Raw genomic sequence first — 25,864 nt, 5'->3', positions numbered from 1 at the left:
ATAATATTATCACTCATCACTCAACCCTGAGCTTTGATCGACTGAGCAGGCTTAGACTGTTCATGCTACGACCATGGTATGACAGCTTGATTGTAGACAATCTTTATAATCAGCTTGTAACGACAAATTTTGTAAGTAAATACTGCGCCAAAATGTAAATAACAGCGTGCTTCATGCAGTCTTTATTGATACATTATTGGGCATCGAAGGTTCCGCTTCTGAAGCGTCAACCTCCCCAGACATCTATGCACTTTGTTGAAGAAAAGGACATTGTTAATGTTTCAACATATCCCACCTTATGCAGGCGATCCAATCCTTTCATTGATGGAACAGTTCAATGCTGATCCACGTGCTGAAAAGGTAAACCTCAGTATTGGTTTGTACTATAACGAAGACAGTATCGTTCCTCAGCTTGATACCATTATCGAAGCGCAAAAACGTATTGCACCTAAAAACACGCAAACCAAGCTTTATTTACCAATGGAAGGTTTCAAACCTTACCGTGATGCGATTCAAGCTTTATTGTTTGGTGCAAACAGCCCTGCAATTCAACAAGGTCGTGTTGCTACAATTCAAACATTGGGCGGTTCTGGCGCATTAAAAGTCGGTGCAGACTTCTTAAAAACTTATTTCCCAAATTCAGAAGTTTGGGTGAGCCAGCCAACTTGGGATAACCACGTTGCCATCTTCAATGGCGCAGGCATCAAGAGTAACTTCTACCCATACTTCGATGCTGTAACACGTGGCGTTGATTTTGATGGGATGTTGTCTACGTTAAAAACATTGCCAGAACAAAGCATTGTGTTATTGCACCCATGCTGCCATAACCCAACAGGCGCAGACTTGAATCCAGCACAATGGGATCAAGTGATTGTGGTATTAAAAGAACGTAACCTGATCCCATTCCTCGACATCGCCTACCAAGGTTTTGGCGATGACATGGAACAAGATGCCTATGCCATTCGTGCATTAGACCAAGCAGGTCTAAACTTTATTGTCAGCAACTCGTTCTCTAAAATCTTCTCACTTTACGGTGAGCGTGTTGGCGGTTTGACTTTCGTATGTGACGATGCTGAAGCAGCAAAATGCACATTCGGTCAGTTGAAAGCAACAGTACGTCGTATCTACTCTAGCCCACCTACAACAGGTGCTTGGTTGGTTGATCAAGTGTTAAATGACGCTGATCTCAATCAACAATGGCAAGGCGAAGTCAAAGAGATGCGTGAGCGTATTATCAAAATGCGTAGCATCTTGAAAGATGAGTTGACTAAAGCACTGCCTGAGCGTGACTTTAGCTATCTTGTGAATCAAAAAGGGATGTTTAGCTACACCGGTTTAACGGCTGAGCAAGTGGACATTCTCCGTGAAGAATATGCAATCTACTTGGTACGCAGTGGTCGTATCTGTGTTGCAGGTCTAAACATGAATAACGTGTACAAAGTTGCCAAAGCAGTGGCTGAAGTTTTAGCAAAATCTGCTGCAACCGCTTAAGTTATCACGCATAAAAAAGGCGCTTGAAGCGCCTTTTTTATTGCCTGTTTTTTTGGATTTAGGACTTGGCCTTGCCCCAATACTTCAATTTAGAAGTGTGTCCAATCCCGACATTAAAACAATTATTCGGATCAAGTTTCTGGTAGAAATTGGCCAATGCAGGCTTGGCAATATACAAATGACCGACATTATGCTCGGCAGGATATTCCGCACGGCGCGCATCCAGCAAATGCCACATTTGATGTTCCATCGCTAAAGGATCATTGCCCTTTTTAAGAATGTAATCCTGATGAAACACATGACAGAAAAAGTGCCCATAATAGAGCCTATGTATGATCTGCTGTTCCATCTCCGCAGGCAATTGCTCGACCCACTCACGGTCATTGCGACGTAACGCAATGTCCAACGCCACAATATCTTCTACCTCATCTCGATGGGTATCACGATAACGAATTGCGGCACCTGCCACGGCAAAACGATGCAAAAAGGCTTTACGCCCTTCATCCGCATCACAGACAAAGAAATTGCCTGAGGCATGCACCGCAAAATAGTCTTGTAAAAATTGCTCAGTCTGAACTTTGCAATTATTTTCAACGCGTAACATCAGATGATGTTCATAGCGATCACGATATTCGGTCATCCGTTTGGGTAAATGACTCGGTAACAACGAAGTGACCGCTTGTAAAATATGATCGGTGAGTCCTTTGATTTTAAATTTTTCTAAAAAGCCATCGACCTTGTCTTTTAATGCAAAAGCTTTCGGCACATTAGCGGTGCCAAATTTCTCAATAAACAGAAAGGTATCCTTACCGTATTTTTCACCAATATGATACGCATCACGATGAATGTATTCCCCTGCAATCGGCAGGCTTGGCAGTGAGCTCAGTAAATAGCGACGAATCGCAGTCAGATCATCGGCATCATTTGTACCAATATAAAAGACACTGCTCTCCACCTTCTCATAAGTATCCAGACGCACTGCAAACACACAGACTTTTCCTGCCGAACCTGAGGCTTCAAACAAACGTGATGGATCAGCATTAAAACGAGCAGGACTATCGGCATCAATTTGTGTGACATCTTGCGCATAACGTTGATCGGATGCCTGCTTTTCAACATCATCTAAAATATCTGTGGCTTGATAGCGCTGCTGCTCTAAACGGGTCAGGATTTCTTCAGGACTCGAACCTAAGTTCACACCTAGATGATTGACCAATTCCAACTGACCTTGGGTATTGACCTGTGCATACAGCGCCAGTTCGGTATAAGCAGGCCCACGACGGACCAAGGCGCCACCTGAGTTATTACACACCCCGCCCAATACCGAAGCACCAATACAGGAAGACCCAATCACCGAATGTGGCTCACGATCATAGCCTTTCAGGACTTGTTCCAGATTGTCCAAAGTCGCCCCTGGTAAACAAATCACCTGCTGACCCTCATGAATGACTTGAATGCCTTTCAACCTGCGCGTACTCATCACCAACACAGGACGGTCATAATCATCGCCATACGGTGTTGAACCACCGGTCAGTCCCGTATTAGCCGCTTGCATGATGACGATACAGTCCGCTTCAATCGCGGCTTGCAACACCTGCCATTGTTCAAGCAAGGTGCCAGGGATCACCACTGCAAACACTTTGCCCTCACCAAAACGACGACCTTGACGATACTGGCGGGTACTTTGATCATCACTCAGCACATGTCGCCGCCCAACAATCTGCTGTAAACGATCAATCACCGCTTTGGGAGAAAATGTTTGCATGATGGCTCCTTTGGCATAATTTACTATCAAGAGCTTAGGTCGCTCTTTTTCTAATTGAGAACATCTCATTTTGCTATCGCGGTTGGCGGCAAGGATGCCGCCTGTTCCGATGCGGTAGCAGGGAAGTACCGTCATCGGAATAGAGGATTTTTGGTTACTTTTGATCCTTCAAAAGTGACAAATGTCTCTACCTCAGACATAAGCATGTCACCAGACTTTGCGGCTGTGCCTAGTACTAAATGACTGACAATTCGACAAAAAGCGACAACCACTTTATCTCGCTTATGCTGCACCTGTTCTGTCGTTTAAACACCCAATTTACTTGCCTGTACCAAACAATCCGCATTAATCTCCTGAATCGACTTAGCCCCTGTTAAGGTCATCGCCACACGCATTTCCTTATCAATCAAATCCAGCAAATTCGATACCCCTTGCCCACCTGCTGCCGCCAAGGCATAAACAAAGGCACGGCCCAATAACACCGTATCCGCACCCAAGGCCAACATCCGCACCACATCCAGACCATTACGAATACCTGAATCAGCCAGAATCGCCAGATCACCCTTCACCGCGTCAGCAATCGCAGGCAAAGCACGCGCAGAAGACAGCACACCATCCAACTGACGCCCACCATGATTGGATACCACGATGCCATCCGCACCAAAACGGACTGCATCTTTGGCATCTTCAGGATCCAGAATGCCCTTAATCACCATCGGGCCATCCCAAAACTCTCGGATCCACTCCAGATCTTTCCAAGAAATGGATGGATCAAAGTTGGAGCCCAGCCAGCCGATATAATCCTCAAGCCCTGTTGGTTTACCTAAGTATTTCGAGATATTGCCCAAATCATGTGGACGACCACACATCCCGACATTCCATGCCCAATGTGGATGCAACATGGATTGTAGATAACGACGCATGGCTGCATTTGGCCCACTCATCCCTGAATGCGCATCGCGATAGCGCGCACCCGGCACTGGCATATCCACGGTAAACACTAGTGTCGAACAACCTGCCGCTTTGGCACGTTCCAAGGCATTGCGCATAAAGCCACGATCACGCAACACATACAGCTGGAACCACATTGGACGCTGAATTGCAGGTGCCACTTCTTCAATTGGACAGACTGAGACCGTCGATAAGGTAAATGGAATCCCTTTTTGATCGGCTGCCATGGCAGCTTGTACTTCACCGCGACGTGCGTACATACCGGTTAAACCCACGGGTGCCAATGCCACAGGCATCGACAAGGTTTCATTAAACAGTTTGGTTTCCAAACTGAGTGCAGACATATCGTTCAGCACCCGTTGACGCAAAGCGATGTCAGAAAGGTCCTGTACATTGCGTTTTAAGGTATGTTCCGAATAGGCACCGCCATCAATGTAATGAAATAAAAATGGCGGTAAACGACGCTGTGCTGCAGCACGATAATCATTGCCAGAAGAAATAATCATTTTGAGTCCACTCTCGTTAAACGTGTTGCACGTTTCTGGCGAGCTTCATCTTCGCCCAGAGCACGTACATGATTAATCACAAATTCAATATGCCCACACACCGCTTGGCGTGCAGCTTCAGGATCTTGACGATCAATCGCATCCATCACCTGAAAATGCTGCTCACTGAGCAAGTCACCATTGACAGGATGGTTATAAACTTTGTTACGCCCGAGCAAGACGTTGTATTGCAGCAAATCAAACAGACTACGCATCATTTGGATCAGCACAATATTGTGTGAGGCCTCCGCAATCGCTAAATGAAATTCTGCATCGGCCACTGCCGCCCGAGCTGAATCGCCTGCATTTTGATAACGACTGATCTCATCAAAACAATGATGAATTTTGGTCCGATCTTCAGGTGTTGAACGCAATGCGGCGTACCATGCCGTGCCGCCTTCAAGCAACAAACGCGCTTCTTGTACATCAAAACGGTACAACGGATCTTCTTCAATCAAATGACTGATCGGATTGACGATGAGCTGTTGCGGCCATTGCTCAGGCAACTGTTGAATATAAGTCCCATCGCCACGGCGGCTACTGAGCACGCCCTGACTGTTCAACTGCTGGATCGCTTCACGTAAGGACGGACGAGATACGCCTAAGCTGGTCGCCAGTTGACGCTCGGCAGGTAAGCGATCCCCTTGTTTCATCTGGCGTTGCTCAATGAGTGCCTGTAATTTCATGACCACTTGATCGGAGATTCTCATCACATTTCCTTGATTAGCGTTATGGAATCATCCACGGCACCAGATAGGCCTGAACCGTGACGATGATGCCGACAAAGACAGTAAATATGATGCTATGTTTTACCGTGAAACGAAACAAGTCCGATTCTTTTCCAACCAAACCCACCGCGGCACAGGCAATCGCAATCGATTGCGGTGAAATCATCTTGCCCGTTACGCCTCCACTGGTATTGGCAGCCACCAGTAACACTTCTGGAATACCGATTTGCTGCGCTGTGGTGGCTTGCAAAGCCGAGAACAGTGCATTGGATGAGGTATCAGAACCCGTCAGGAAGACACCGAGCCAGCCCAAGAATGGCGAGAAGAAAGTAAAGGCGTGACCTGTATGCGATAACGCTAGAGCCAGAGTCGCAGACAGGCCTGAATAATTGGCAATAAAGGCAAAGGCCAACACCATGCCAATCGAATAAATCGGGGTTTTTAATTCATTCAATGTTTCGCCAAAGGTGGTGACCGCCTCACGCGTTTTCATTTTCAGGAAAATGATGGTGATGATGGCCGCAATAAAAATAGCCGTACCTGTGGCAGAGAACCAGTCAAATTTATAGACCGCTTCATAAGCGGTGGTTTCAGGCACAATCGGCGCCATTTTTTCCACCAGTTTATGCAGATACGGGACTTCAATTTTAAAAATCCAGTCCGCCAAGGCACCGTCTTTGGCAAACAGCGCTTTAAATGGTTTCACACTCCAAATGGTCACCATCATGGTCAAAATCATAAACGGCGACCATGCTTTGGCAATCTGAGCAATGCTATAACGCTGTTGTGATGAGGCCGCATGGCTGGCTGCTTGTTCATCAGTCATTTCAAAACGGAAAATATGCTTCGGTTTCCAAACACGGAACAACAAGGTCAAACTAACCAATGAGGCAATCGCAGCGGTAATATCAGGCAGTTCGGGTCCCAAAAAGTTCGAGGTCAGATATTGTGCAATGGCAAAGGCACTACCACCGACCAGTACCGCAGGCCAAGTTTCTTTCACGCCACGCCAACCGTCCATGATCGCCATAATCCAGAACAGCACAATGATGGTTAAAAAAGGCAATTGGCGACCGACCATCTGGCTGATTTCCATAGTATCGACACCAGACACCTGTCCAGCCACAATAATCGGAATACCCATGGCACCAAAGGCCACAGGCGCCGTATTCACAATCAGACAAAGGCCCGCAGCATATAGCGGTTTAAAGCCCAAGCCGACCAATAGGGCTGCCGTAATGGCGACTGGTGCACCAAAGCCTGCCGCACCCTCTAAAAAGGTTCCAAAGGCAAAACCCACCAATAGCATCTGTAATCGCTGATCTTCAGTAATTGACAAAATACTGGAGCGAATCACATCAAACTGCCCTGTTTTGACCGAAATTTTATACAGGAACACGGCTCCGATAATAATCCATGAAATCGGCCATAAACCGTAAAAAAAACCATAAACCACGGAAGCAAATGCCATTTCAGCTGGCATTTGATAAAAGAATAAAGCAATCAACATGGCAATCATCACGGTACAGGTTCCCGCGACACTGCCCTTCATACGAAAGACCGCCAATGCCAAAAAGAAAAAAATAATTGGGATCAACGCGACTGCACTGGATAGCCAGATATTATTTAAAGGGTCATATAGTTGTTGCCACACATTTAGCATTCTCATCTCCTTGAAATGCTGGGCGTCATTTTGTTTTTACTTCGATATTTAACGAATCTTCGCAATATTGGTATGACCAATATTGAATAAATCAACAAACCTTGCTCATCTAGAATCTTCACGCATCTTAATTATATGAATTCTCAGGATCAACCCTATCACCGCAACCATAATTGGTATGACCAATAATAATTAAAATAAATCAATCCTTTTCTGTTCAGGTACGCTTTCGACATTCGACTAAAGTCTGATGAAAATTTTGCAACCAGCATTCAATTTATGTGGCTCAGGTCCTCAATCGCTGAAGATAAAACAATAAATATGACTTTGTAGCGATATCTGTATAATCTGTTCACAACTCAAATCACATCACTATGAATTGAACAATATGACGCAACTGACTTGCTTTAAAGCCTACGATATTCGCGGCAAACTCGGTACTGAACTGAATGAAGAGATTGCTTATAACATTGGTCGTGCCTATGGGCAGATCTATCAACCGAAAACCGTGGTGATTGGTTGTGATATCCGTTTAAGTAGCGAAGGCTTAAAACAGGCCACGATTCGGGGCTTGAATGATGCAGGTATCAATGTGCTTGATTTGGGCATGACTGGCACAGAAGAAGTCTATTTCGCAGCTTTTCATTTGGATGTACAAGGCGGTATTGAAGTCACAGCCAGCCATAACCCAATGGATTATAATGGCATGAAATTGGTGCGTGAAAATGCACGCCCAATCAGTGCAGAAACGGGCTTAAAAGAGATTCAGGCATTGGCTGAATCAGGGCAATTTGTAGAGGTCGCACAAAAAGGTACCACCCAACCCTACAATATTTTGCCTGAGTTTATTGAACACCTTCTGACCTATATTGATCCACAGAAAATCAAACCGCTTAAACTGGTGGTCAATGCGGGCAATGGTGCAGCAGGTCATGTGATTGATGCCATCGAACAAAAATTCCAGCAACTGAATATTCCAGTTGAGTTCATTAAAATTCACCATGAAGCGGATGGCACTTTCCCAAATGGTATTCCGAACCCGATCCTGATTGAAAACCGCGACAGCACCTGTGATGCCGTACTTCAGCATCAAGCCGATATGGGCATTGCCTGGGATGGCGACTTTGACCGTTGCTTCCTGTTTGATGAAAAAGGGCAATTTATCGAAGGTTATTACATCGTTGGTTTATTGGCACAAGCCTTCCTGATCAAACAGGCTGGTGAAAAGATTGTGCATGATCCACGTTTGGTCTGGAATACCTTTGACATCGTCGATCAATACCAAGGCATCGCAGTACAATCTAAATCTGGACATGCTTTCATTAAGGATGTCATGCGTGAACACAATGCCGTGTACGGTGGGGAAATGAGTGCGCATCACTACTTCCGTGATTTTGCCTATTGCGATAGCGGTATGATTCCTTGGCTACTGACCATAGCACTGCTTTCGGAAACAGGTCAATCACTTTCAACTTTAGTTGAAAACATGATTGCCAAATTCCCATGTAGCGGTGAAATCAATTTTAAAGTGGCGGATACACAAGCAACGGTACAAAAGATTTTTGATCATTATGCTGATCAGAATCCACAAGTTGATCGTACCGATGGTGTCAGCCTTGATTTTGGTGCATGGCGCTTAAATGTCCGTGCTTCAAATACCGAGCCGTTACTGCGTTTAAATATTGAAAGCCGTGCCGATCAAAATCCGCAACCGATGCAGCATTATGTCGATGAATTAACGGCTTTGATTCAGGGCTAATTTATTCCAAATAAAAAAGGAGCATCTTGCTCCTTTTTTATTTGTGTTTGATTTAATTAAAGCCGTTTGGATTTTGCTTCTGCCAGTTCCAACTGTCCGCCAACATATCTTCCAAAGTATATTGAGGCTGCCAACCCAACTCTGTAATCGCACGGCTATTGTCTGCAAATGAAGTGGCGACATCACCTGCACGACGTGGTGCAAATTCAAATGCAACAGGCACAGCATTGATTTGCTCAAAGGTATTTTTAACTTGTAATACAGATGAGCCATTGCCCGTCCCAATGTTCCAAGCACGACAGCCCTGCGCAGATAAGCGATTATTTAAGGCACATAAATGCGCATTGGCCAAATCCACCACATGGATATAATCACGAACCCCTGTACCATCGACGGTGTCATAATCATTGCCATAAATTGCCAGCTTTTCACGACGACCAACTGCAACTTGTGTGACATAAGGCATTAAGTTATTTGGAATTCCTTGTGGATCCTCACCAATCTGACCGCTTTTATGCGCACCGACAGGGTTAAAATAACGAAGTAAAGCAATCGACCAACGCGAGTCTGCCTGTGCCAGTTTTTGCAGCATTTGTTCGACAATCAGTTTGGTATAACCATAATTGTTATTTGGCATACCTGTAGGCATATCTTCATTTAACGGAGAACTATTGGCTTCGTCATATACTGTTGCAGATGAACTAAACACCAAGTTAAACACGCCAGCGCGTTCCATCGCCTTGACCAACTGGGCACTGCCAGCAATGTTATTATCAAAATAAGTCAATGGAACCTGTTGGCTTTCACCGACAGCTTTGAGACCTGCAAAATGAATGACCGCATCAATAGAATAGTCCTGAAAGACCTGATCTAACGCATCCTGATTACGAATATCACCTTTTACAAAAACCAAGCTTTTATTGGCGAGTGTCTGTACACGACGTAAAGCTTCTTCCGAACTATTTGAAAGATTATCAAATACAATAACTTCATGACTTGCATTGAGTAGTTCTAAACAGGTATGTGAGCCAATATAACCCGCACCACCTGTGACTAAAATTTTAGCCATCTATTTTTCCTAACAATATTTTCAACAAACCTTGCGTCGATGTATCAAAAGCAGATAAATCATCTTGCTCACGGTTTAAAATCGGTAACAGTTGATTGGCAATCTCTTTACCTTTTTCAACCCCCCATTGATCAAAGGGATTAATATTCCACAATACTGACTGCACAAAAACTTTGTGTTCATACGTCGCAATCAACATCCCTAAACTATAAGGATTCAGCTCTTTGAGTAAAATGGTTGAACTTGGCTGATTGCCTTCATATTGCTTATATGCAGGTAAATCTTCAAGTTCATCTGCTGCCAAAGCTTGATTACCAAAGGCCAATAATCGCGACTGCGCCAAACAATTCGATAAGGCCAGATGATGCTGTTCAACCAAAGCCTCTGCACTTTCAGCATAAGTAAATTGATTGGCATTATAGCGCTTTACCGGTGCAATAAAGTCACAACTCACGGAGTGTGTCCCTTGATGTAACAGCTGATAAAATGCGTGTTGTGCATTGGGTCCAACCTCACCCCACACAATCGGGCAAGTCGCTGTATTCACCTTTTCCCCATTACGCTGGATCGATTTACCATTGGACTCCATTTCAAGCTGCTGCAAATAAGCGGCGAAATATTTGAGTCGACCGTCATAGGGCAACACAGCATGGGTTTGGATTTCAAGGAAGTTATTATTCCACGCCCCTAACAAGCCCATCAATACCGGAATATTCTGCTGAAATGGTGCGGTTTGAAAATGTTGATCAATCTCGTGCGCGCCCGCTAACAACTGCTTAAAACCATCAACCCCAATCGTTAGCGCAATCGGCAGACCAATACATGACCACAGTGAATAACGACCACCAACCCAGTCCCATAGCAACAACTGCTTATCAGCGGCAATGCCCCATTCCGTCATTTTTTCAGGTTTGGTCGAGACCCCAATAAAATGATTCTGCAGAATTTTTTCATTCTGTCCAAGCGACTTTTCTAACCATTGACGCACAGTTTGTGCATTCGACAAGGTATCAATGGTGCCAAATGACTTCGAGGAAATAATAAATAATGTCGTTTCTGGGCGCAGCTGATGTAGCAGGTCAGACAGTTGACTACCATCCATAGTCGAGACAAAGTGCACATCTAAAGGCTTTGTACTCGTCACCTTAAAATCGGACAATGCATGTGTCACCATTAAAGGACCTAAGTCAGAGCCTCCGACACCTATATTGACTACATCCTGAATGACTTCACCGGTTGCGCCACGATATTGTCCAGCATGGATTTTATCCACCAAAGCATACATCCGCTCCAGCTGTTGCTGTACCTGTTGATTCTCCTGAGGAAAATCTGGACTCGATTGCGGCAAGCGTAGAGCCCAATGCATTGCTGCACGATGCTCGGTATAGTTAATTTGTTCCGAAGAAAATAATGTCTTAATCCATTGTTTTAAATCTTGTGCCTGAGCTAAGTCGACCAAGCCATTTAAAATAGTTTGATCAATACGATGTTTACTAAAATCGAGAACAACTTGATCATGTTCAACTGAGAACCGTTTAAAGCGTGAGGGATCTGCTGCAAATAAAGTCTTGAGATGAACCTCTTTAATTTGCTTTTGCAAAGATGATAAATGCTCAAGCACTGACGCTGGTGCCTTAACGGCAAAAGGCTGAATTTGCTTGATCATCATTAACGCCCCACGCCCATATATGCGAAACCTTGTAATTTCACATAGTCTGGATCATAAATATTGCGACCATCCAATATCAAAGGATGTGCCATCAGTTGTTCGAACTGTTTAAAGTCCGGACTCCAGTATTGTTTCCATGCAGTTAACACACATAAACCGTGCACATTTTTCACCGCATCATACTGATCATCACAGAGGACTAAATCGTCACGCTGCCCATACATCTGTTCAATTTCATCCAAAGCCTGCGGATCATGTAGATGAACCGTCACCCCTTGTGCCCACAGTGCCGCAAGCATTTGGTGGATAGGTGATTGCTGAATACTTGAGGTATTTTCTTTAAACGAAGCCCCCCAAATTGCAACGGACTTACCCTTTAAATCACCATGATAATAGTTCCAAAACTTACGGAACAGGATTTCTTTTTGTTGCTCATTAATTTCCCATACTTGTGCAAGCAATTGGCTTTTAACGCCTGTATTTGCAACGGTATTAGAGAGGGTCAGAATATCATGAGAAAAATTTTCACCGCCGAAACCAGCACCAGGGGCTAAGTAAGCTGAACCAATACGGTTATCCGCCGCCATACCCTGACGTACTGATGCAATATCAATCCCGAGTTTCTCAGCAACCACAGCCAAATCATTGATATAGCTAATTCTTGTCGCCAACATGCCTGAAATACTGAGCTTGGTAAATTCAGCATCTAAAATTGGCATAAACAAATATTGCTGTGCCAAAGGAAAAAGAGGCCTTAGCAATTCTTTCACTTTGCTCTGAACGTCAACTTGCGTACATCCCACAATCATTTGTTTTGCTTGAGTTAAACTCTGTAAAGCATTTCCTTCTTGAATCGTATCTGGTAAATAAACCCAGTCATCTTCGGAAAGGATTTGCTTAAAGTGCTCAGTCCCCTGCAAGCCAAAGGTTGAAGCATTGATCATCAGTTTTGGATGAATAATCGGACGCTGTTTTAACGACTGAAGCAGTTGAAAAACTTGTTGTTCTTGTGTTTGATTAAAACTAAATAAATAAGCATCTATATCTAAAGGAATAGCGTCCAAATCACGATAACTGAGAAAACCACTGTTTAACTGTTGTTCCAGTAAGCGACTAACATTTTCATCATGAAATGAGTACTGCTGATCAGCGGAATTATCATTGAGATGTGAGCACCAATACACAAAGTGCCCAGATTCAGACAATAATGCAGACATCACGCCTGCATATAATGTATTGCCAAAGATTGCAACTTTCATAACCACATGCCCTAAACTACAGGGCTAATTCTTGAATTAAGCCCTTAAAATCTGCGCCCAATTTGGGATGCTCAATACCATAGTGTAATACAGCTTTTAGATATCCAAGCTTGCTACCACAGTCGAAAGTTTGCCCTTTCATGCGATACGCTTCAACAGCTTCTGCTTGCTGTAATGCTGCGATGGCATCAGTGAGCTGAATTTCATTTCCAGCTCCACGTGGGGTATTTTCTAAAAGCGCCATAATCTGAGCCGGTAAAATATAACGACCAACCACAGATAAGTTCGAAGGTGCTGTACCCACCGCAGGTTTTTCAACGATTCCCTGCATCACAGCGCTTTCGCCTTCATTCGGTGAAACCGCGACATCCACAATACCATATTGATCAACCAAATGATCAGGCACTGCTTCAACCATAATCTGTGCTGCTTGAGATGTCTCAAAGCGCTGGATCATCAGAGACAAATCATTCTCAGAGACTTGATTCTTGACTAAAACGTCAGGTAATAATACGGCAAAGGCTTCATTACCCACGATATCTTTTGCACAAAGTACAGCATGCCCAAGACCTAAAGGCTGCGGCTGACGCACGCTCACAACGCTAACATGCTTAGGTAAAATATCAGTAATTTCTTTGAGTAGATCAAATTTCTTTTTTTGTTCTAAAGTTGTTTCTAACTCGAAATTACGATCAAAATAATTCTCAATCGAGGCTTTAGAAGAATGTGTGACCAAAATAATTTGTTCAATCCCAGCGTCAACTGCTTCACGTACCACATATTCAATGGCTGGACGGTCAACAACAGTCACCATTTCCTTTGGAATAGATTTGCTTGCTGGTAAGAATCGTGTACCTAAACCTGCGACAGGTAAAATTGCTTTCTTGATCATTACATTACTACTTCATTGATTTAGATAGATCTTCAAGAGTTAATTTTATCTTGTTCTTGTAAATTATTCCCCTTAAATAAAGAGGGACCAACATGACCAGGCGCATTAATTCCTTCACGTTTCAACATAACACCTAATGTTTTCCACATGATTTTAAAATCAACGAAGGTATTATGATGATCGACATACCAAACGTCACATTTAAAGCGCTCTTCATAATCTAATTCATTACGCCCACTCACTTGTGCTAAACCGGTCATCCCAGGTTTTACATCCAAACGACGCGCTTGCTCAGGTGAATAAAGTTCAACAAATTCTTTTAACATTGGCCGAGGCCCAACGACACTCATATCACCTTTTAGCACATTAAATAGCTGTGGCATTTCATCCAAGCTTGTAGAGCGCAATTTTTGTCCAAATGGTGTAATCCGCTGCTCATCAGGTAAAGCGTTTCCCTCGGAATCTGTAGCATCTTTCATCGAGCGGAACTTAATCATTTTAAATAGCTTACCGTCTTTACCAGGGCGTTCCTGATAAAAAAAGATAGGAGCGCCTAAATTCTTCCGGACCTTATAAGCAACGAGAATAAATATTGGAGAAAGTAATAAAATTGCTACAGATGCAACAACTATATCAACAAGCCTTTTCATTGTTTGAAACCCATATATCAAAATAATTTAGACTTTCTTCCTAAGAAAATTATTATAAATTTTCCCCAACATCGTGGATGGTAGTAGTCGAAACACTGACCGTAACAAAAAAACTATATTAGCATGAATTGGATCTTGTAACTTCAACTCTTTTTTTAAATCCAACAACTTTTTTTCACTTTTAATATACTCTAAGCCTTTACGTCGAGCATGCATTCCATTTCCCACACGAGCAAATAAAATTACATCGGGTAAATTAGCAACTTTATAACCTGCACCAATGACACGTAACCAAAGATTATAATCTTCCATAAATAAATGATGTTGGTAAGCTCCAAGTACAGTAATGACATCATGTCGATACGCAACAGTCATATGATTAAATGGACAGCGATTTTGTGCAAAAGCCTTAATTTCATTATGATTCTCAGGCACAGCTTTTAATACGTGAGCGTCTGAAACATCTTGATTAAACTCTAAAATCTGTCCACCAAATAAAACCACATCAGGGTTTTCTTGAATAAAAGCAACCTGCTTAGAAAAACGATCTGGAGTACAGATATCATCCGTATCCATACGGAAAACCCATTCATTCGTACAATGCTTTAAGCCTTCATTTAAAGCCTTACCTAAACCGACATTTTCTGCCAAAGTAACTATTTTTAAAATATTACCGAGTTTCTGCTGCCAATGTTCTACAGATTTCGTAAGACCTTCTCCAATAGGACCATCCAAAACCAATACTATTTCAGTAGGTTTTAAAGTCTGTTGATCCCAAATACTTTCAAAGCATTTTTCCAAATACTCAACTTTTTCCTTATGATATAAAGATAATAATATAGAAAAATTTATCATTAGTTTTCAATTACCTTTATCCACTCTTTAATAACTGTACGCTGAGAATAAACTAAGGCATGTTCCTTTGCTCGCTTAGAGAATTGTTCACGTAATGTACTTGAGTCCATCAAACTAAGTATTGCCTGTGCTAACTCTTGAACATTGTTATTTTCAACTAAATAACCTGTAACATTATTCTCTATAATTTCAGATGGCCCATGAGGGCAATTATAAGACACTATTGGCAAACCTAAAGATTGAGCCTCTATCAATACCATAGGAAGTCCTTCAAAACGTGAGGACATTACATAAAATGACGCTGAACAATAAATCTCTTCAACATTAGTTATCTCACCTCTTAAAAAAACATTCGTTAATTTTTTTTCATTAATAAGATTTTCTAATTTATTCTTATCTTCTCCTTTACCATAAATAGATAAGGTCCATTCTTTCTTCTGATTTAAAACCAACTCCCAAGCTTTCAAGAGATCTTCAAAATTTTTTTGATAGGTAAGTCTACCTATTGCAATAATATTTTTGGAATCAGAGTTATATACTGAATTAACATCTTCAACATCAAAAGGAGAAATATTATTAATTTTAACAATATTATTATGAAACCCTTTATATGATAGCGCATCATTATTTGTAAGAGTAACGACTTGATCAATATTTTTATATAATTTTTTGGATAAAAATCTTACCCATTGTGGTCTAATAGAAAAAGCAACATGCTCCAGTGAAACTAATCTTGAACCTTTAATATCTAACATACTACATAAAAGAGAAAGCCTGCCCATATTATGAACAATAATTGTATCTGGTTTATTAATTTTAATATAGCTATTTAGTCCCATAAAAAAATTTAAATACCCACCACCAATAGCTAGCACATTAACATTGTCATTTAAAAAATATGCACCATCTTCCTTTTTTGCATCTCTATTTATTACGCAAACAGAATAATCCAATTCCTCAGAAAAAGTATTAGCCATTAAGCAGGCTACTCGCTCTAGCCCAGACTTGTTTTTTAAAGAGTTAATAACAAACAGTATTTTTTTCACTCTCGCACCTTTTCATAGAATTACATGCATATACCAACAACATCAACAAAGAAATAAAAACAGTAATACCTTTAGCCAACAAAGCTAACAATAAAACTAAAAGTGCTATTTTAAATTTAAGATCAACAAAGGAAGATTTTATTTTAAATATCAAATATATATTAAAGATCAAAAAAACACCAAGACCTAGCAAACCATTAGCAAAGATCACCCTAAAATAACCAACATCAGTGTTCATATAATAACCATTTTTCAAGTTATACATATTATCCCCAACAATCCAAGTTTTATAACTTTCAGGAAATATTGAAAACATATTTAATAGTGTATTAAATGAGTTATTAGCATCCGAATTCCCATCACCCAAAAACAGACCAAAACCAAATTTAATCAATTGAAAATCAACAAATTTTTCTCCGTAAACAAAATATAAAATTACGGCAATAGATAACAAGAATAACCCTGAAAAAAATATTTTGACTTGATTTATAGAAAAACTAGAAAACAACAATAAACACCCAATAGCAAATCCGACTAAAGTTGTTCTCGCACTCATCATTCCAATAATTGCTATCATAAAGTAAACAAACAACCAAAATATTATATGCTTTTTTTCATATTTTATAATTTGACTTAAACAGACCAATATAAAACAATTAATAATTCCTGACGCAAAAAAGGAACGACCAACCCCGACAATTCGCTCAAGTTTCAAGTCATCAAGCCTAGATAAATCCGATAAATTGTTATAAATAATTGAATAAAATATTTTCTCAAAAGCAGGATAAAAGCTAATCAATGCAGACAAAATCAGTTGAATTAACACAGCAATTGCACTAAGTTTAATTACTCGAACGAAATCTAACTGAGCATCACCTATCCTAAAAACACCAATTAAAGCTAAAAGCTGAAAATAAACAAATAAATAAACCTCATAATAGTAACTATAATCCAGATTATTATTAAACAAAGCAGACAAAGTGCTTATAAAAAAACCAAAAAATAAAAACAAAAATATATAAAAATCAATTTTTCTAAATTTATCAAATGAATTAAAAACAAAAAGCAGGCCAAAAAGAGAGAATAAAAAAATCAAGAAACCAAATTTAAAAAAGATAGCAATATTAAATATATATATAAACAAAAAAAACACCCACATAAAACCAACAAGGTATTTTTTATTCAATTGAAGCAAAGCACTCAAAGCTACAACCCCTTTAATATTCTTTTTAATTTATTAATTATTCTTTCTAAATAATTAAATTTCCACGAATATCCCCAGTGATGGATACCATAAGTATCTTCCTTAATATGCACATACATCAACTGCTTTACAGGTTTATCTGGATCAAATGGATTATAGGGGTAAAATGAATTCTGAGACAAAACTATATCTCTTTCTTTAGAAACTTTATTGTATACACTACCAAGAACATAGGGCATAGTTTTATACACACTACTATTAGCATCATAAAAACCTAATACTAATTTTAATATTTGATGCCCCTTAATACAACCAATCACCCCACAGCTCACTTTATCTTGATCAGAATCTTCATAAGCTGCAAAAAAATCATTATTAAGTAAAGTCGAAATATCTTTAATCAATTCCATATCAGTATCTAAATATACTCCACCATATTCATATAAAGCATGACAACGAACATAATCAGCAACAAAAGCATATTTCTTATCTTTTAATGCTTTTTTCACAAAATCATGTTCTAAAGGTGAGTTGTCTTCATTCCAAAGAATAAACTCCCAATCAGGTAGATATCTATGCCAACTTTTAATACATTCTTCTATTAAAGGGGACATAGGGTTTTTACCAAACCAGCAATAATGAATAATCTTAGGAATCATAATATACCATTAAATTTTCTAATTAATTTTCCACTTAAGGCTTTTAACACCATAACAGGATACAAAAAAAACATATTTAGTATTGCAAACAAATATATTTCTATCAAAAGCTGATTATATTCTCTCTCATGTGATTTAAAATGATCAGCAATTTGCAATTTACCAATAATCATTATATTTTTTTTCTTTGAAAGGTTATCCTCATGCAATCTATACTTCGTAAAAGTATAGTTTAAGTGTATACAATACCCACCTTTTTCTAGGACTTTCAAATAAATATACCAATCTTCAATGATAAATTTTTCATTAAAACCATTCACATTCTTTATATCTTTTAGTCTAAGCATCTGTGTAGGGGCTGGTAAATATTCTGTATACTTAAACAAGTCTTTAAAAAAATATTTTTTTTCTTTTTTTATTATTTCCCCACACGCTTCATTCTGATCATTAATTAAAATCATATTACCAAAAACACCTTTGCAAGCGTCATCAGCTTCAAGAATAGGAACTTGCACCATCAGCTTTTCAGCTAATAGCATATCATCTGAAGCAATGGCTGAAAAATACTTACCATGACACCATTCCAATGCTTCATTTAAAGTCGCACTTAAACCACGATTTGCTCGATATCTGAACTCAAATCTAGTAAACCGTTCTTCACAAACAGATAACATCTCTTCTATTTTTTCTATAGAATTATCTTTAGAGCCATCATCAATAATAATTAGCTCAATATTCTGATAAGTCTGATTAATCACACTTTGAATACAATCCTGAACATACTGTGCATGGTTATAGCAAGGGATGACAACAGAAACTAAAGGCTGGCTTTTTGATTGCATCTCTATATAACTCTCATCCGCAAATGTTTAAACACAAAAATACTCATTACCCCCCAATAGACTGCATAATTTATTAGATGCGCAATAGAAACTCCTTCAAAACCAAACATCTGGGTACAGATATAAGTCAAAAGAATTGAACTTATTGCAAACATAATTTCTGTCGTTACAAACAGTTTAATCATTGCTTTGCTTAACATCAAATAAGCAAGTATCCAACTTCCAATCTTTAGGGCATCTCCGATCATTTGCCATAAAAATAGATCAGCCATAGGCAGGAATTTTTCACTGAATAATACAACAATAACCCAATCTTTCAATAGATAAGCTAGCCCCCCTCCTAAAATAGCGAGTGGGAATATAAACTTATAACCTAAATAGACTTCTTTTTTTATTTCAACAAGGGTTTTTAATTCTGATAATTTAGGTAAGTAATAGACACCTAAGGTTGTTGTTACCAACATTAGATATGCAGCACTTAAACGAATCATCGCTTCCCAATAACCCGCATAGTCCGCACCAAAAGTCTGACTTAAATATGTTCTAATCACTATTTGGGAAAGTGGTACACAAATTGCGCTGACTAGAGCCATTAATGCAAATGACATAAACTTATGTGCAATATCAGAATCGATTCGCCCAAACAAATAAGAAATTTTAAACCAATCTGCTTTATAGCAAAGATACAGAGTGACAAAAAAAGCAAGAGATTGATAAACAGACAATGCAGCCAATGCACCATACAAATGATATTTGACTGCAAGGGCTGTCGTTATTACTAAAGATACTAGACTACCAGCTATATTTGCCAATACTAACTTTAGTATTTCCTTTTTTCCATTTAATATCGCCAAAAACAGAGTATTAAAATTAAAAAAAACTAGAAAAATGGCAAACCAAATGAATACCGATTGGTATTCTAGGCTATGAAAAATATAAAGAGACAATTGCTGCTGAAAAATAATAATGAGTAATGCAAAAAGCACGCTTAGAATAAAAACTATGCTCCCTGCGTTTTGCCATATTTTTTTCTGCTTTTGCTTATCTTCATAATATTCTGCCGTATATTTTGTGACAGCAGTATTAATCATACTTCCTGAAAAGGTTGTAATCATTTGAATAAAATTTTGAAACTGGCCAATCATAGCATAGCCAGAAGGGCCAACATAAATAGCTAAGATTTTATTCAAAATAAATAAAGTAGCTGTTTTAATTAAAACGGCTACTCCATTTAAAGCACTTGTTTTCAGCAGATTCATATTAAATACTAAACGTGTTACAGACTTCAACTATATGCTGAGCATCTTTTATATTTAAGACAGGACTCATTGGTAAACTAAGGACTGTCTCATGTATTTTCTCAGATATTGGGAAACTTAGATTATTCCATTCACGATAAGCTTGTTGTTTATGAGGCGGAATTGGGTAGTGAATTAAAGTCTGTATACCGTGTGCTGCTAAATGCTGCTGTAAAGCTTCTCTATGAAGAGTGCGAATGACAAACAAGTGCCAGACATGTTGTTGATCTTCAATTGCTTTCAATTCAATCTTAGGGAGTTCAATCAGAGGATTACTGATTCCCTCTAAGTAAACCTGCGCAACTTCACGGCGATGCACAATTTCTTGATCTAAAAACTTAAGCTTAATATCGAGCATAGCCGCCTGAATTTCGTCTAAGCGACTATTTACACCTTGCACTAAATTCTTATATTTTTCATGCGACCCATAATTACGTAGAGCCCTAAGCATATTTGCAAGCTCTGTATCATTGGTCGTGATCGCACCTGCATCGCCTAAAGCACCCAGATTTTTGCCAGGATAAAAGCTAAATCCAGATGCATGACCCCAATTTCCAGCTTTTTTACCGTGAATTTCTGCACCGTGACTTTGTGCAGAATCTTCTAGAACCAATAAGTTATGTTTTTTTGCGATGTCCATGATTTCAGGCATTGCCGCAAGTTGCCCATATAAATGAACAGGTAAAATAACTTTGGTTTTTTCTGTAAGAACAGCTTCAATTTTTGCTGGATCAAGATTAAAAGTAGTTGGATCTGGTTCAACAAGCACAGGCTTAAGCTGATTGGCACTAATCGCTAAAATACTTGCAATATAAGTATTCGAAGGCACAATGACTTCATCACCATCTTGTAATTTGCCAAGCTCTTTCCAAGCTCTCAATGTTAAAATCAGAGCATCTAAACCATTCGCCACACCTATCGCATATTGTGTACCGCAATACTGTGCAAAACTCTGTTCAAACTGATCAAGTTCAGCGCCACCAATATACCAGCCAGAATCAATCACACGAGTACAAGCATTAATCAGTTGTTCACGATATTGCTGATTGATATTTTTTAGATCTAAGAAAGGGGTCGTCATTCTACATAACCTTTAATGATAGCTGGATTTCCTACGACAATCGCATTTTCTGGGACATCTTTGGTCACAACAGCACCTGCACCAATCAGTGCATTTTTTCCAATACGGATACCAGGTAAAATCGTAGCGTTAGCGCCAATACTGGCACCCTTTTCTACAATCGTTTTAGCAAAGTTTTCTGGATACTGTTTAGAACGTGGCTTTTTATCATTAGTAAATGTGACGCAAGGGCCGATAAATACATCATCTTCTAGGGCAATACCATCCCAGATATAGACCCCTGATTTGACAGTAACATTATTGCCAATAGATACGTCATTTTCAATTAAAGTATGAGCACAGATATTACACCCTGCACCAATTACGGCATCCTTCAAGATGACGCTATATTGCCAGACTCGAGTATTTTGACCAATATTTTTAGAGTGTACATCAGATAATGGGTGAATGAATGGACGATTAACCGTAGTTAAAAATTCATCATAATCTCGAATATAATCGCTTTCATCATAATGTTCACTTGCCAACACCAACAACACACAATCTTCTGAAAAATCATGCATTTCATGCCACACAAGCGGAGGAATCATCAGCCCTTTATTTGCCTGCTTCATCCATACTTCTTGTTTTTCAGAGCCATCGTCCATAATCATTCTGCATTTGCCTTTTATACAGAATGCAACCTGATGCAACTCTTTATGTGCATGAAAACCGCGTGGAACATCAGGCTTGGTATCAAAAATATAATAGATACGATTCACTGTAAAAGGAATATTTTTGCTTGCTTCAGCAACAACTAAGCCTCCACGCTCATCACCTAAATTTGGTAAGTCGATCCAATTAATCAGTTTCATATTTCACTCACCAAAGAAATCAAATATTGGCCATAATCATTTTTATTCATACTTTGACCAATTGCTAAAACTTGCTCTTTGCTTAGCCAACCATTATTAAAAGCAATTTCTTCTAAACATGCCACTTTATAGCCTTGCCGCTTTTCAATGGTTTCTACAAATTGTGCTGCCTCAAGCAGGCTTTCATGTGTGCCTGTGTCGAGCCAAGCAAACCCTCGACCGAGTAACTCGACATTTAAGTCTCCACGCTCTAGGTACATTTGATTGATGGTCGTGATTTCTAATTCACCGCGCTCAGATGGTTTGACTTGTTTCGCGATTTCAACCACATCATTGTCGTAGAAATAAAGACCAGTTACAGCAAAATGTGATTTTGGATGCTTTGGTTTTTCTTCTAGAGAAACAGCACGTTTTTGTTCGTCAAACTCAACGACACCAAAACGTTCAGGATCTTTCACCTGATAACCAAAGACCGTTGCCCCTTTTTGGCGTGCAACTGCCTGACGAAGCATTGGTGTAAAACCTTGACCATAAAAAATATTATCGCCAAGCACTAAGCACACATTACTCGTGCCAATAAATGCTTCACCAATAATAAAAGCCTGAGCTAAACCGTCTGGGCTAGGCTGAATAGCATAGCTCAGCTCAACACCAAACTGAGACCCATCACCTAGTAAACGTTTAAAGCCATCGATATCATCAGGGGTACTGATAATTAAGATTTCGCGAATACCCGCCAACATCAAGACTGACAAAGGGTAATACACCATCGGTTTATCGTAAATCGGCAGTAACTGCTTTGATACACCCTTGGTAATTGGATATAAGCGTGTACCTGAACCACCTGCAAGAATAATACCTTTCGTCGACATTAGACATTTACCCCTAATCTTTCACCTTGATAACTGCCATCTTGTACACGGCGACACCATTCTAAATTATTTAAATACCATTCAACGGTTTTACGAATACCTGTCTCAAACGTTTCCTGAGGTTTCCAGCCAAGTTCACGCTCTATTTTTGATGCGTCAATCGCATAGCGTAGATCATGTCCAGGACGATCCTTTACAAAAGTAATTAAACTTTCATAAGCTTGAGCATTAGCCTGTGGTCTTAATTCATCTAGAATTTTGCAAATGGTTTTAACTACTTCAATATTCTGCTTTTCGTTATGTCCACCAATATTGTAGGTTTCACCAATCACACCTTGAGTAACGACTTGATAAAGTGCTCTAGCGTGGTCTTCAACGAACAACCAGTCACGGATCTGATCACCCTTTCCATAGATCGGCAATGCTTTACCATCTAAAGCATTTAAAATGACTAAAGGAATTAACTTTTCTGGGAAGTGATAAGGACCATAATTATTAGAACAATTGGTGACAATGGTCGGTAAGCCATAGGTACGTTGCCAAGCTCGAACTAAATGATCTGAACTCGCCTTACTTGCTGAATAGGGAGAGCTTGGCGCATAAGGTGTTGTTTCAGTAAATAAGTCTGTTGTACCCTCTAGATCACCATAGACCTCATCTGTTGAGATATGGTGAAAACGAAAGCTTGCTTTTTTATTGTTATCTAATGCCTGCCAGTAGTTACGTGTCACCTCTAATAAGGTATAGGTCCCTACAATATTGGTCTGAATAAATGCACTTGGTCCATCTATTGAACGATCAACATGCGACTCAGCCGCCAAATGCATGACTACATCAGGTTGAAATTGTTGAAAAATCTTCTCTAGCTTTGACGCATCACAAATATCAATTTGTTGAAACTGATAGCGCTGATCCTCATCAATTTCTTTTAAGGATTCTAAATTTCCAGCGTAGGTCAATTTATCTATATTTAAAACGGTATCTTTCGTTGTTTTTATAATATGGCGTACTACAGCAGAACCAATAAATCCAGCGCCACCAGTTAATAATATTTTCATATTTTTCCACTATACTACATCGAGTAGACTCTATCTAAACTTGATATCTTCACACAAAACTTAAAGTATCTATGAACAATCCTATAAAATCTTTCGCAAAATATCGGCTAAGACACTAGGCTGCTTATTTCGAACTTCATCCTATTTCACTGAAAAAAATGAGGAAATAAGGCTTAAAACACTTCAAATTAGTACGGAGAATACAACTCGGCATAATATAACAAATTTCATCAATTTGTTAGCGCTTCATTCTATTTTATTTAAATGATCTTCTAATTAATTTAAATTTATTTACGAATAGCTTTTCGTTAAATACTGAACTAAATCAAATTACTCTATAAAGTGAATTTTTTATATCAAATAATTCAACACTCCCACAAAAAGAATATTATGTTTTTTTAATCTTTTGGGATAAAATCATCGCGATTTAGCATCCATTGTCCACTGATGATCCATACACGACAATAGGTATTGATTAAAAATAAGATTATCTAAGGGTTTCATGTGAAGTATTACCAACTTTTTTCAATTCTTACACTTAGTATTAGCGCTGTAAGTTGTGCAATCACTTCAGGTCTTCAAACACATGACTTACCTGAAAATGGAGACTTTACAACGGAACAAGGCGTTAATCTTACGATTGTACAACTCACCCAAGAAAACTTAGCTTTATATAACCTAGCCTCTACATCATTGCTACCGCAAGACAAGCTATCGACATTATTTCGCCAAACTCCCACCCAATATCGTTTAAGTGCAAATGATGTCTTATCAATCCAGTTATGGGCCTACCCTGAAATTACTCCCCCTCTAAATAATATTAATAATATGCAATCTGCCCAAGCAAGTGGCTATGCAATTGACATAAATGGCAATGTACAACTCCCCCTAATTGGCCAAGTTCATGTTGCAGGAAAAACCCTTGCAGAAACTAATCGATATCTACGGTCTCAGTTTGCAAAATATTTGAAAACACCTGATGTTATTGTTAGGATTTTATCCTACGAAGGCAATCGTTACTTTGTAAATGGGCAAGTCATGAAAAGCGGGCAATATACGCTGAATGATCAGCCAATTAGCTTGTATACGGCACTCAGTATGGCTGGAGGAGTCAATCCTGAAACAGGGGATAACACATCTATACAGTTAATTCGTAAAGGGATTACTTATAATTTAAATTTAGTTGCTTTAGAACAAAGTGGTTTATCTCTCCACAAATTAATAATTCAACCTAATGATACGATTTTTGTAAATACCAAACAAAACCAAAAACTTTATATCATGGGTGAATCAAGTAAAAGCCAGGCGCTTCCCTTACGTGATCAAGGGATGACCTTAAGTGATGTACTTGGTGAGAGTGAAGGTATTAACCCATATACAGCAAGTGCTGCGCGTATTTATGTAATGCGTACAAACCTCAATACTCAGCACTCGACTATTTATCAACTAAATTTGAGTAGCTTAGGGAATCTTGCTTTAGCCAATCAATTCGCTATGCAGAAAAATGATATTGTTTATATTGATGCAACAGGCTTGACGCGCTGGCAGCGTATGGTTAATCAAATTATACCATTCTCTAACGCACTTTATAGTTTTGATCAGTTAGGTAAATAATATGACCTTTTCAATCTAACCATTTAGATCTCCAAGAATC

22 protein-coding genes are annotated in these 25,864 nt (G+C 39.4%); 3 read left to right on the top strand and 19 right to left on the bottom strand.

What is annotated here, in order from left to right:
• Window positions 1-276 precede the first annotated feature (276 nt).
• The gene (locus MN869_RS14075) at window positions 277-1,491 is read left to right on the top strand and encodes an amino acid aminotransferase (RefSeq protein WP_243308297.1); all 1,215 of its coding nucleotides are present in this window, start codon (window positions 277-279) and stop codon (window positions 1,489-1,491) included.
• Window positions 1,492-1,549: 58 nt separating this feature from the next.
• Here the strand turns inward: MN869_RS14075 and dld are convergent, their stop codons facing one another.
• From dld to lldP, 4 genes are all read right to left on the bottom strand, one after another.
• A complete protein-coding gene (dld, locus tag MN869_RS14070) occupies window positions 1,550-3,256 on the bottom strand; it encodes a D-lactate dehydrogenase (RefSeq protein ID WP_243308295.1) in 1,707 nt (568 codons plus the stop codon).
• Window positions 3,257-3,561: 305 nt separating this feature from the next.
• The gene (gene lldD / locus MN869_RS14065) at window positions 3,562-4,713 is read right to left on the bottom strand and encodes an FMN-dependent L-lactate dehydrogenase LldD (RefSeq protein WP_243308293.1); all 1,152 of its coding nucleotides are present in this window, start codon (window positions 4,711-4,713) and stop codon (window positions 3,562-3,564) included.
• Complete coding sequence (gene lldR, locus MN869_RS14060) at window positions 4,710-5,462, bottom strand: transcriptional regulator LldR (RefSeq protein WP_279324152.1); 753 nt, start codon at window positions 5,460-5,462, stop codon at window positions 4,710-4,712. Before lldR ends, lldD begins: the two co-directional genes overlap by 4 nt.
• Window positions 5,463-5,481: 19 nt before the next feature.
• Entirely contained in the window at window positions 5,482-7,149 is a 1,668-nt protein-coding gene (gene lldP, locus MN869_RS14055; protein WP_243308291.1) for an L-lactate permease, read from the bottom strand.
• A gap of 382 nt (window positions 7,150-7,531) precedes the next feature.
• Here lldP and MN869_RS14050 point away from each other — a divergent pair, with 382 nt between their 5' ends.
• On the top strand, window positions 7,532-8,902 hold the full coding sequence (locus MN869_RS14050; RefSeq protein WP_243308289.1) for a phosphomannomutase CpsG: 1,371 nt from the start codon (window positions 7,532-7,534) through the stop codon (window positions 8,900-8,902).
• 52 nt (window positions 8,903-8,954) lie between these two features.
• On the opposite strand, the gene galE is transcribed toward MN869_RS14050, so the two are convergent.
• Genes galE through rfbB form a run of 15 tightly spaced genes read right to left on the bottom strand, consistent with a single transcriptional unit; the run spans window position 8,955 to window position 24,210 of the window.
• Window positions 8,955-9,971: a UDP-glucose 4-epimerase GalE gene (galE, locus tag MN869_RS14045; protein ID WP_243308288.1), complete on the bottom strand. Its 1,017-nt coding sequence runs from the start codon at window positions 9,969-9,971 to the stop codon at window positions 8,955-8,957.
• Window positions 9,964-11,637, bottom strand: coding sequence for a glucose-6-phosphate isomerase (pgi, locus tag MN869_RS14040; RefSeq protein ID WP_171552437.1), 1,674 nt, complete (start codon window positions 11,635-11,637; stop codon window positions 9,964-9,966). The genes galE and pgi overlap by 8 nt, the downstream gene beginning before the upstream one ends.
• A 2-nt stretch (window positions 11,638-11,639) precedes the next feature.
• Window positions 11,640-12,899 (bottom strand): nucleotide sugar dehydrogenase, encoded by a 1,260-nt coding sequence (locus MN869_RS14035; protein ID WP_171552346.1) that lies wholly within the window; start codon window positions 12,897-12,899, stop codon window positions 11,640-11,642.
• Window positions 12,900-12,915: 16 nt separating this feature from the next.
• Window positions 12,916-13,791 carry a UTP--glucose-1-phosphate uridylyltransferase GalU gene (gene galU / locus MN869_RS14030; RefSeq protein ID WP_243308287.1) on the bottom strand — a complete coding sequence of 292 codons (876 nt, stop codon included), beginning with the start codon at window positions 13,789-13,791 and terminating at the stop codon, window positions 12,916-12,918.
• A 32-nt stretch (window positions 13,792-13,823) separates the two neighbouring features.
• Window positions 13,824-14,441: a sugar transferase gene (locus tag MN869_RS14025; protein ID WP_241345223.1), complete on the bottom strand. Its 618-nt coding sequence runs from the start codon at window positions 14,439-14,441 to the stop codon at window positions 13,824-13,826.
• A gap of 27 nt (window positions 14,442-14,468) precedes the next feature.
• Entirely contained in the window at window positions 14,469-15,296 is an 828-nt protein-coding gene (locus tag MN869_RS14020; protein ID WP_243308286.1) for a glycosyltransferase, read from the bottom strand.
• A complete protein-coding gene (locus MN869_RS14015; protein ID WP_243308285.1) occupies window positions 15,296-16,342 on the bottom strand; it encodes a glycosyltransferase family 4 protein in 1,047 nt (348 codons plus the stop codon). The genes MN869_RS14020 and MN869_RS14015 overlap by 1 nt, the downstream gene beginning before the upstream one ends.
• A complete protein-coding gene (locus MN869_RS14010; protein ID WP_243308284.1) occupies window positions 16,317-17,546 on the bottom strand; it encodes a hypothetical protein in 1,230 nt (409 codons plus the stop codon). The genes MN869_RS14015 and MN869_RS14010 overlap by 26 nt, the downstream gene beginning before the upstream one ends.
• 2 nt (window positions 17,547-17,548) lie before the next feature.
• The gene (locus tag MN869_RS14005) at window positions 17,549-18,205 is read right to left on the bottom strand and encodes a glycosyltransferase (protein ID WP_243308283.1); all 657 of its coding nucleotides are present in this window, start codon (window positions 18,203-18,205) and stop codon (window positions 17,549-17,551) included.
• Window positions 18,202-19,047 (bottom strand): glycosyltransferase, encoded by an 846-nt coding sequence (locus MN869_RS14000; RefSeq protein WP_243308282.1) that lies wholly within the window; start codon window positions 19,045-19,047, stop codon window positions 18,202-18,204. Before MN869_RS14000 ends, MN869_RS14005 begins: the two co-directional genes overlap by 4 nt.
• A 2-nt stretch (window positions 19,048-19,049) precedes the next feature.
• Entirely contained in the window at window positions 19,050-20,306 is a 1,257-nt protein-coding gene (locus MN869_RS13995; protein WP_243308281.1) for an O-antigen translocase, read from the bottom strand.
• 1 nt (window position 20,307) lies between these two features.
• A complete protein-coding gene (locus tag MN869_RS13990; RefSeq protein WP_243308279.1) occupies window positions 20,308-21,426 on the bottom strand; it encodes a DegT/DnrJ/EryC1/StrS family aminotransferase in 1,119 nt (372 codons plus the stop codon).
• Window positions 21,423-22,280 carry a WxcM-like domain-containing protein gene (locus tag MN869_RS13985; protein WP_243308278.1) on the bottom strand — a complete coding sequence of 286 codons (858 nt, stop codon included), beginning with the start codon at window positions 22,278-22,280 and terminating at the stop codon, window positions 21,423-21,425. Before MN869_RS13985 ends, MN869_RS13990 begins: the two co-directional genes overlap by 4 nt.
• Window positions 22,277-23,152, bottom strand: coding sequence for a glucose-1-phosphate thymidylyltransferase RfbA (gene rfbA, locus MN869_RS13980; protein ID WP_243308277.1), 876 nt, complete (start codon window positions 23,150-23,152; stop codon window positions 22,277-22,279). Before rfbA ends, MN869_RS13985 begins: the two co-directional genes overlap by 4 nt.
• Complete coding sequence (rfbB, locus tag MN869_RS13975; protein WP_171552335.1) at window positions 23,152-24,210, bottom strand: dTDP-glucose 4,6-dehydratase; 1,059 nt, start codon at window positions 24,208-24,210, stop codon at window positions 23,152-23,154. The genes rfbA and rfbB overlap by 1 nt, the downstream gene beginning before the upstream one ends.
• A 504-nt stretch (window positions 24,211-24,714) precedes the next feature.
• On the opposite strand from rfbB, the gene MN869_RS13970 reads away from it, so the two are divergent.
• On the top strand, window positions 24,715-25,824 hold the full coding sequence (locus MN869_RS13970) for a polysaccharide biosynthesis/export family protein (RefSeq protein WP_005319938.1): 1,110 nt from the start codon (window positions 24,715-24,717) through the stop codon (window positions 25,822-25,824).
• The last annotated feature ends 40 nt before the right edge of the window (window positions 25,825-25,864 follow it).

This window comes from Acinetobacter sp. NIPH1876 (assembly GCF_022808535.1).
Lineage (GTDB): Bacteria > Pseudomonadota > Gammaproteobacteria > Pseudomonadales > Moraxellaceae > Acinetobacter > Acinetobacter higginsii.
The sequence above is the reverse complement of the archived record's forward strand: the minus strand, read 5'-3'. Positions and strand labels throughout refer to the sequence as shown.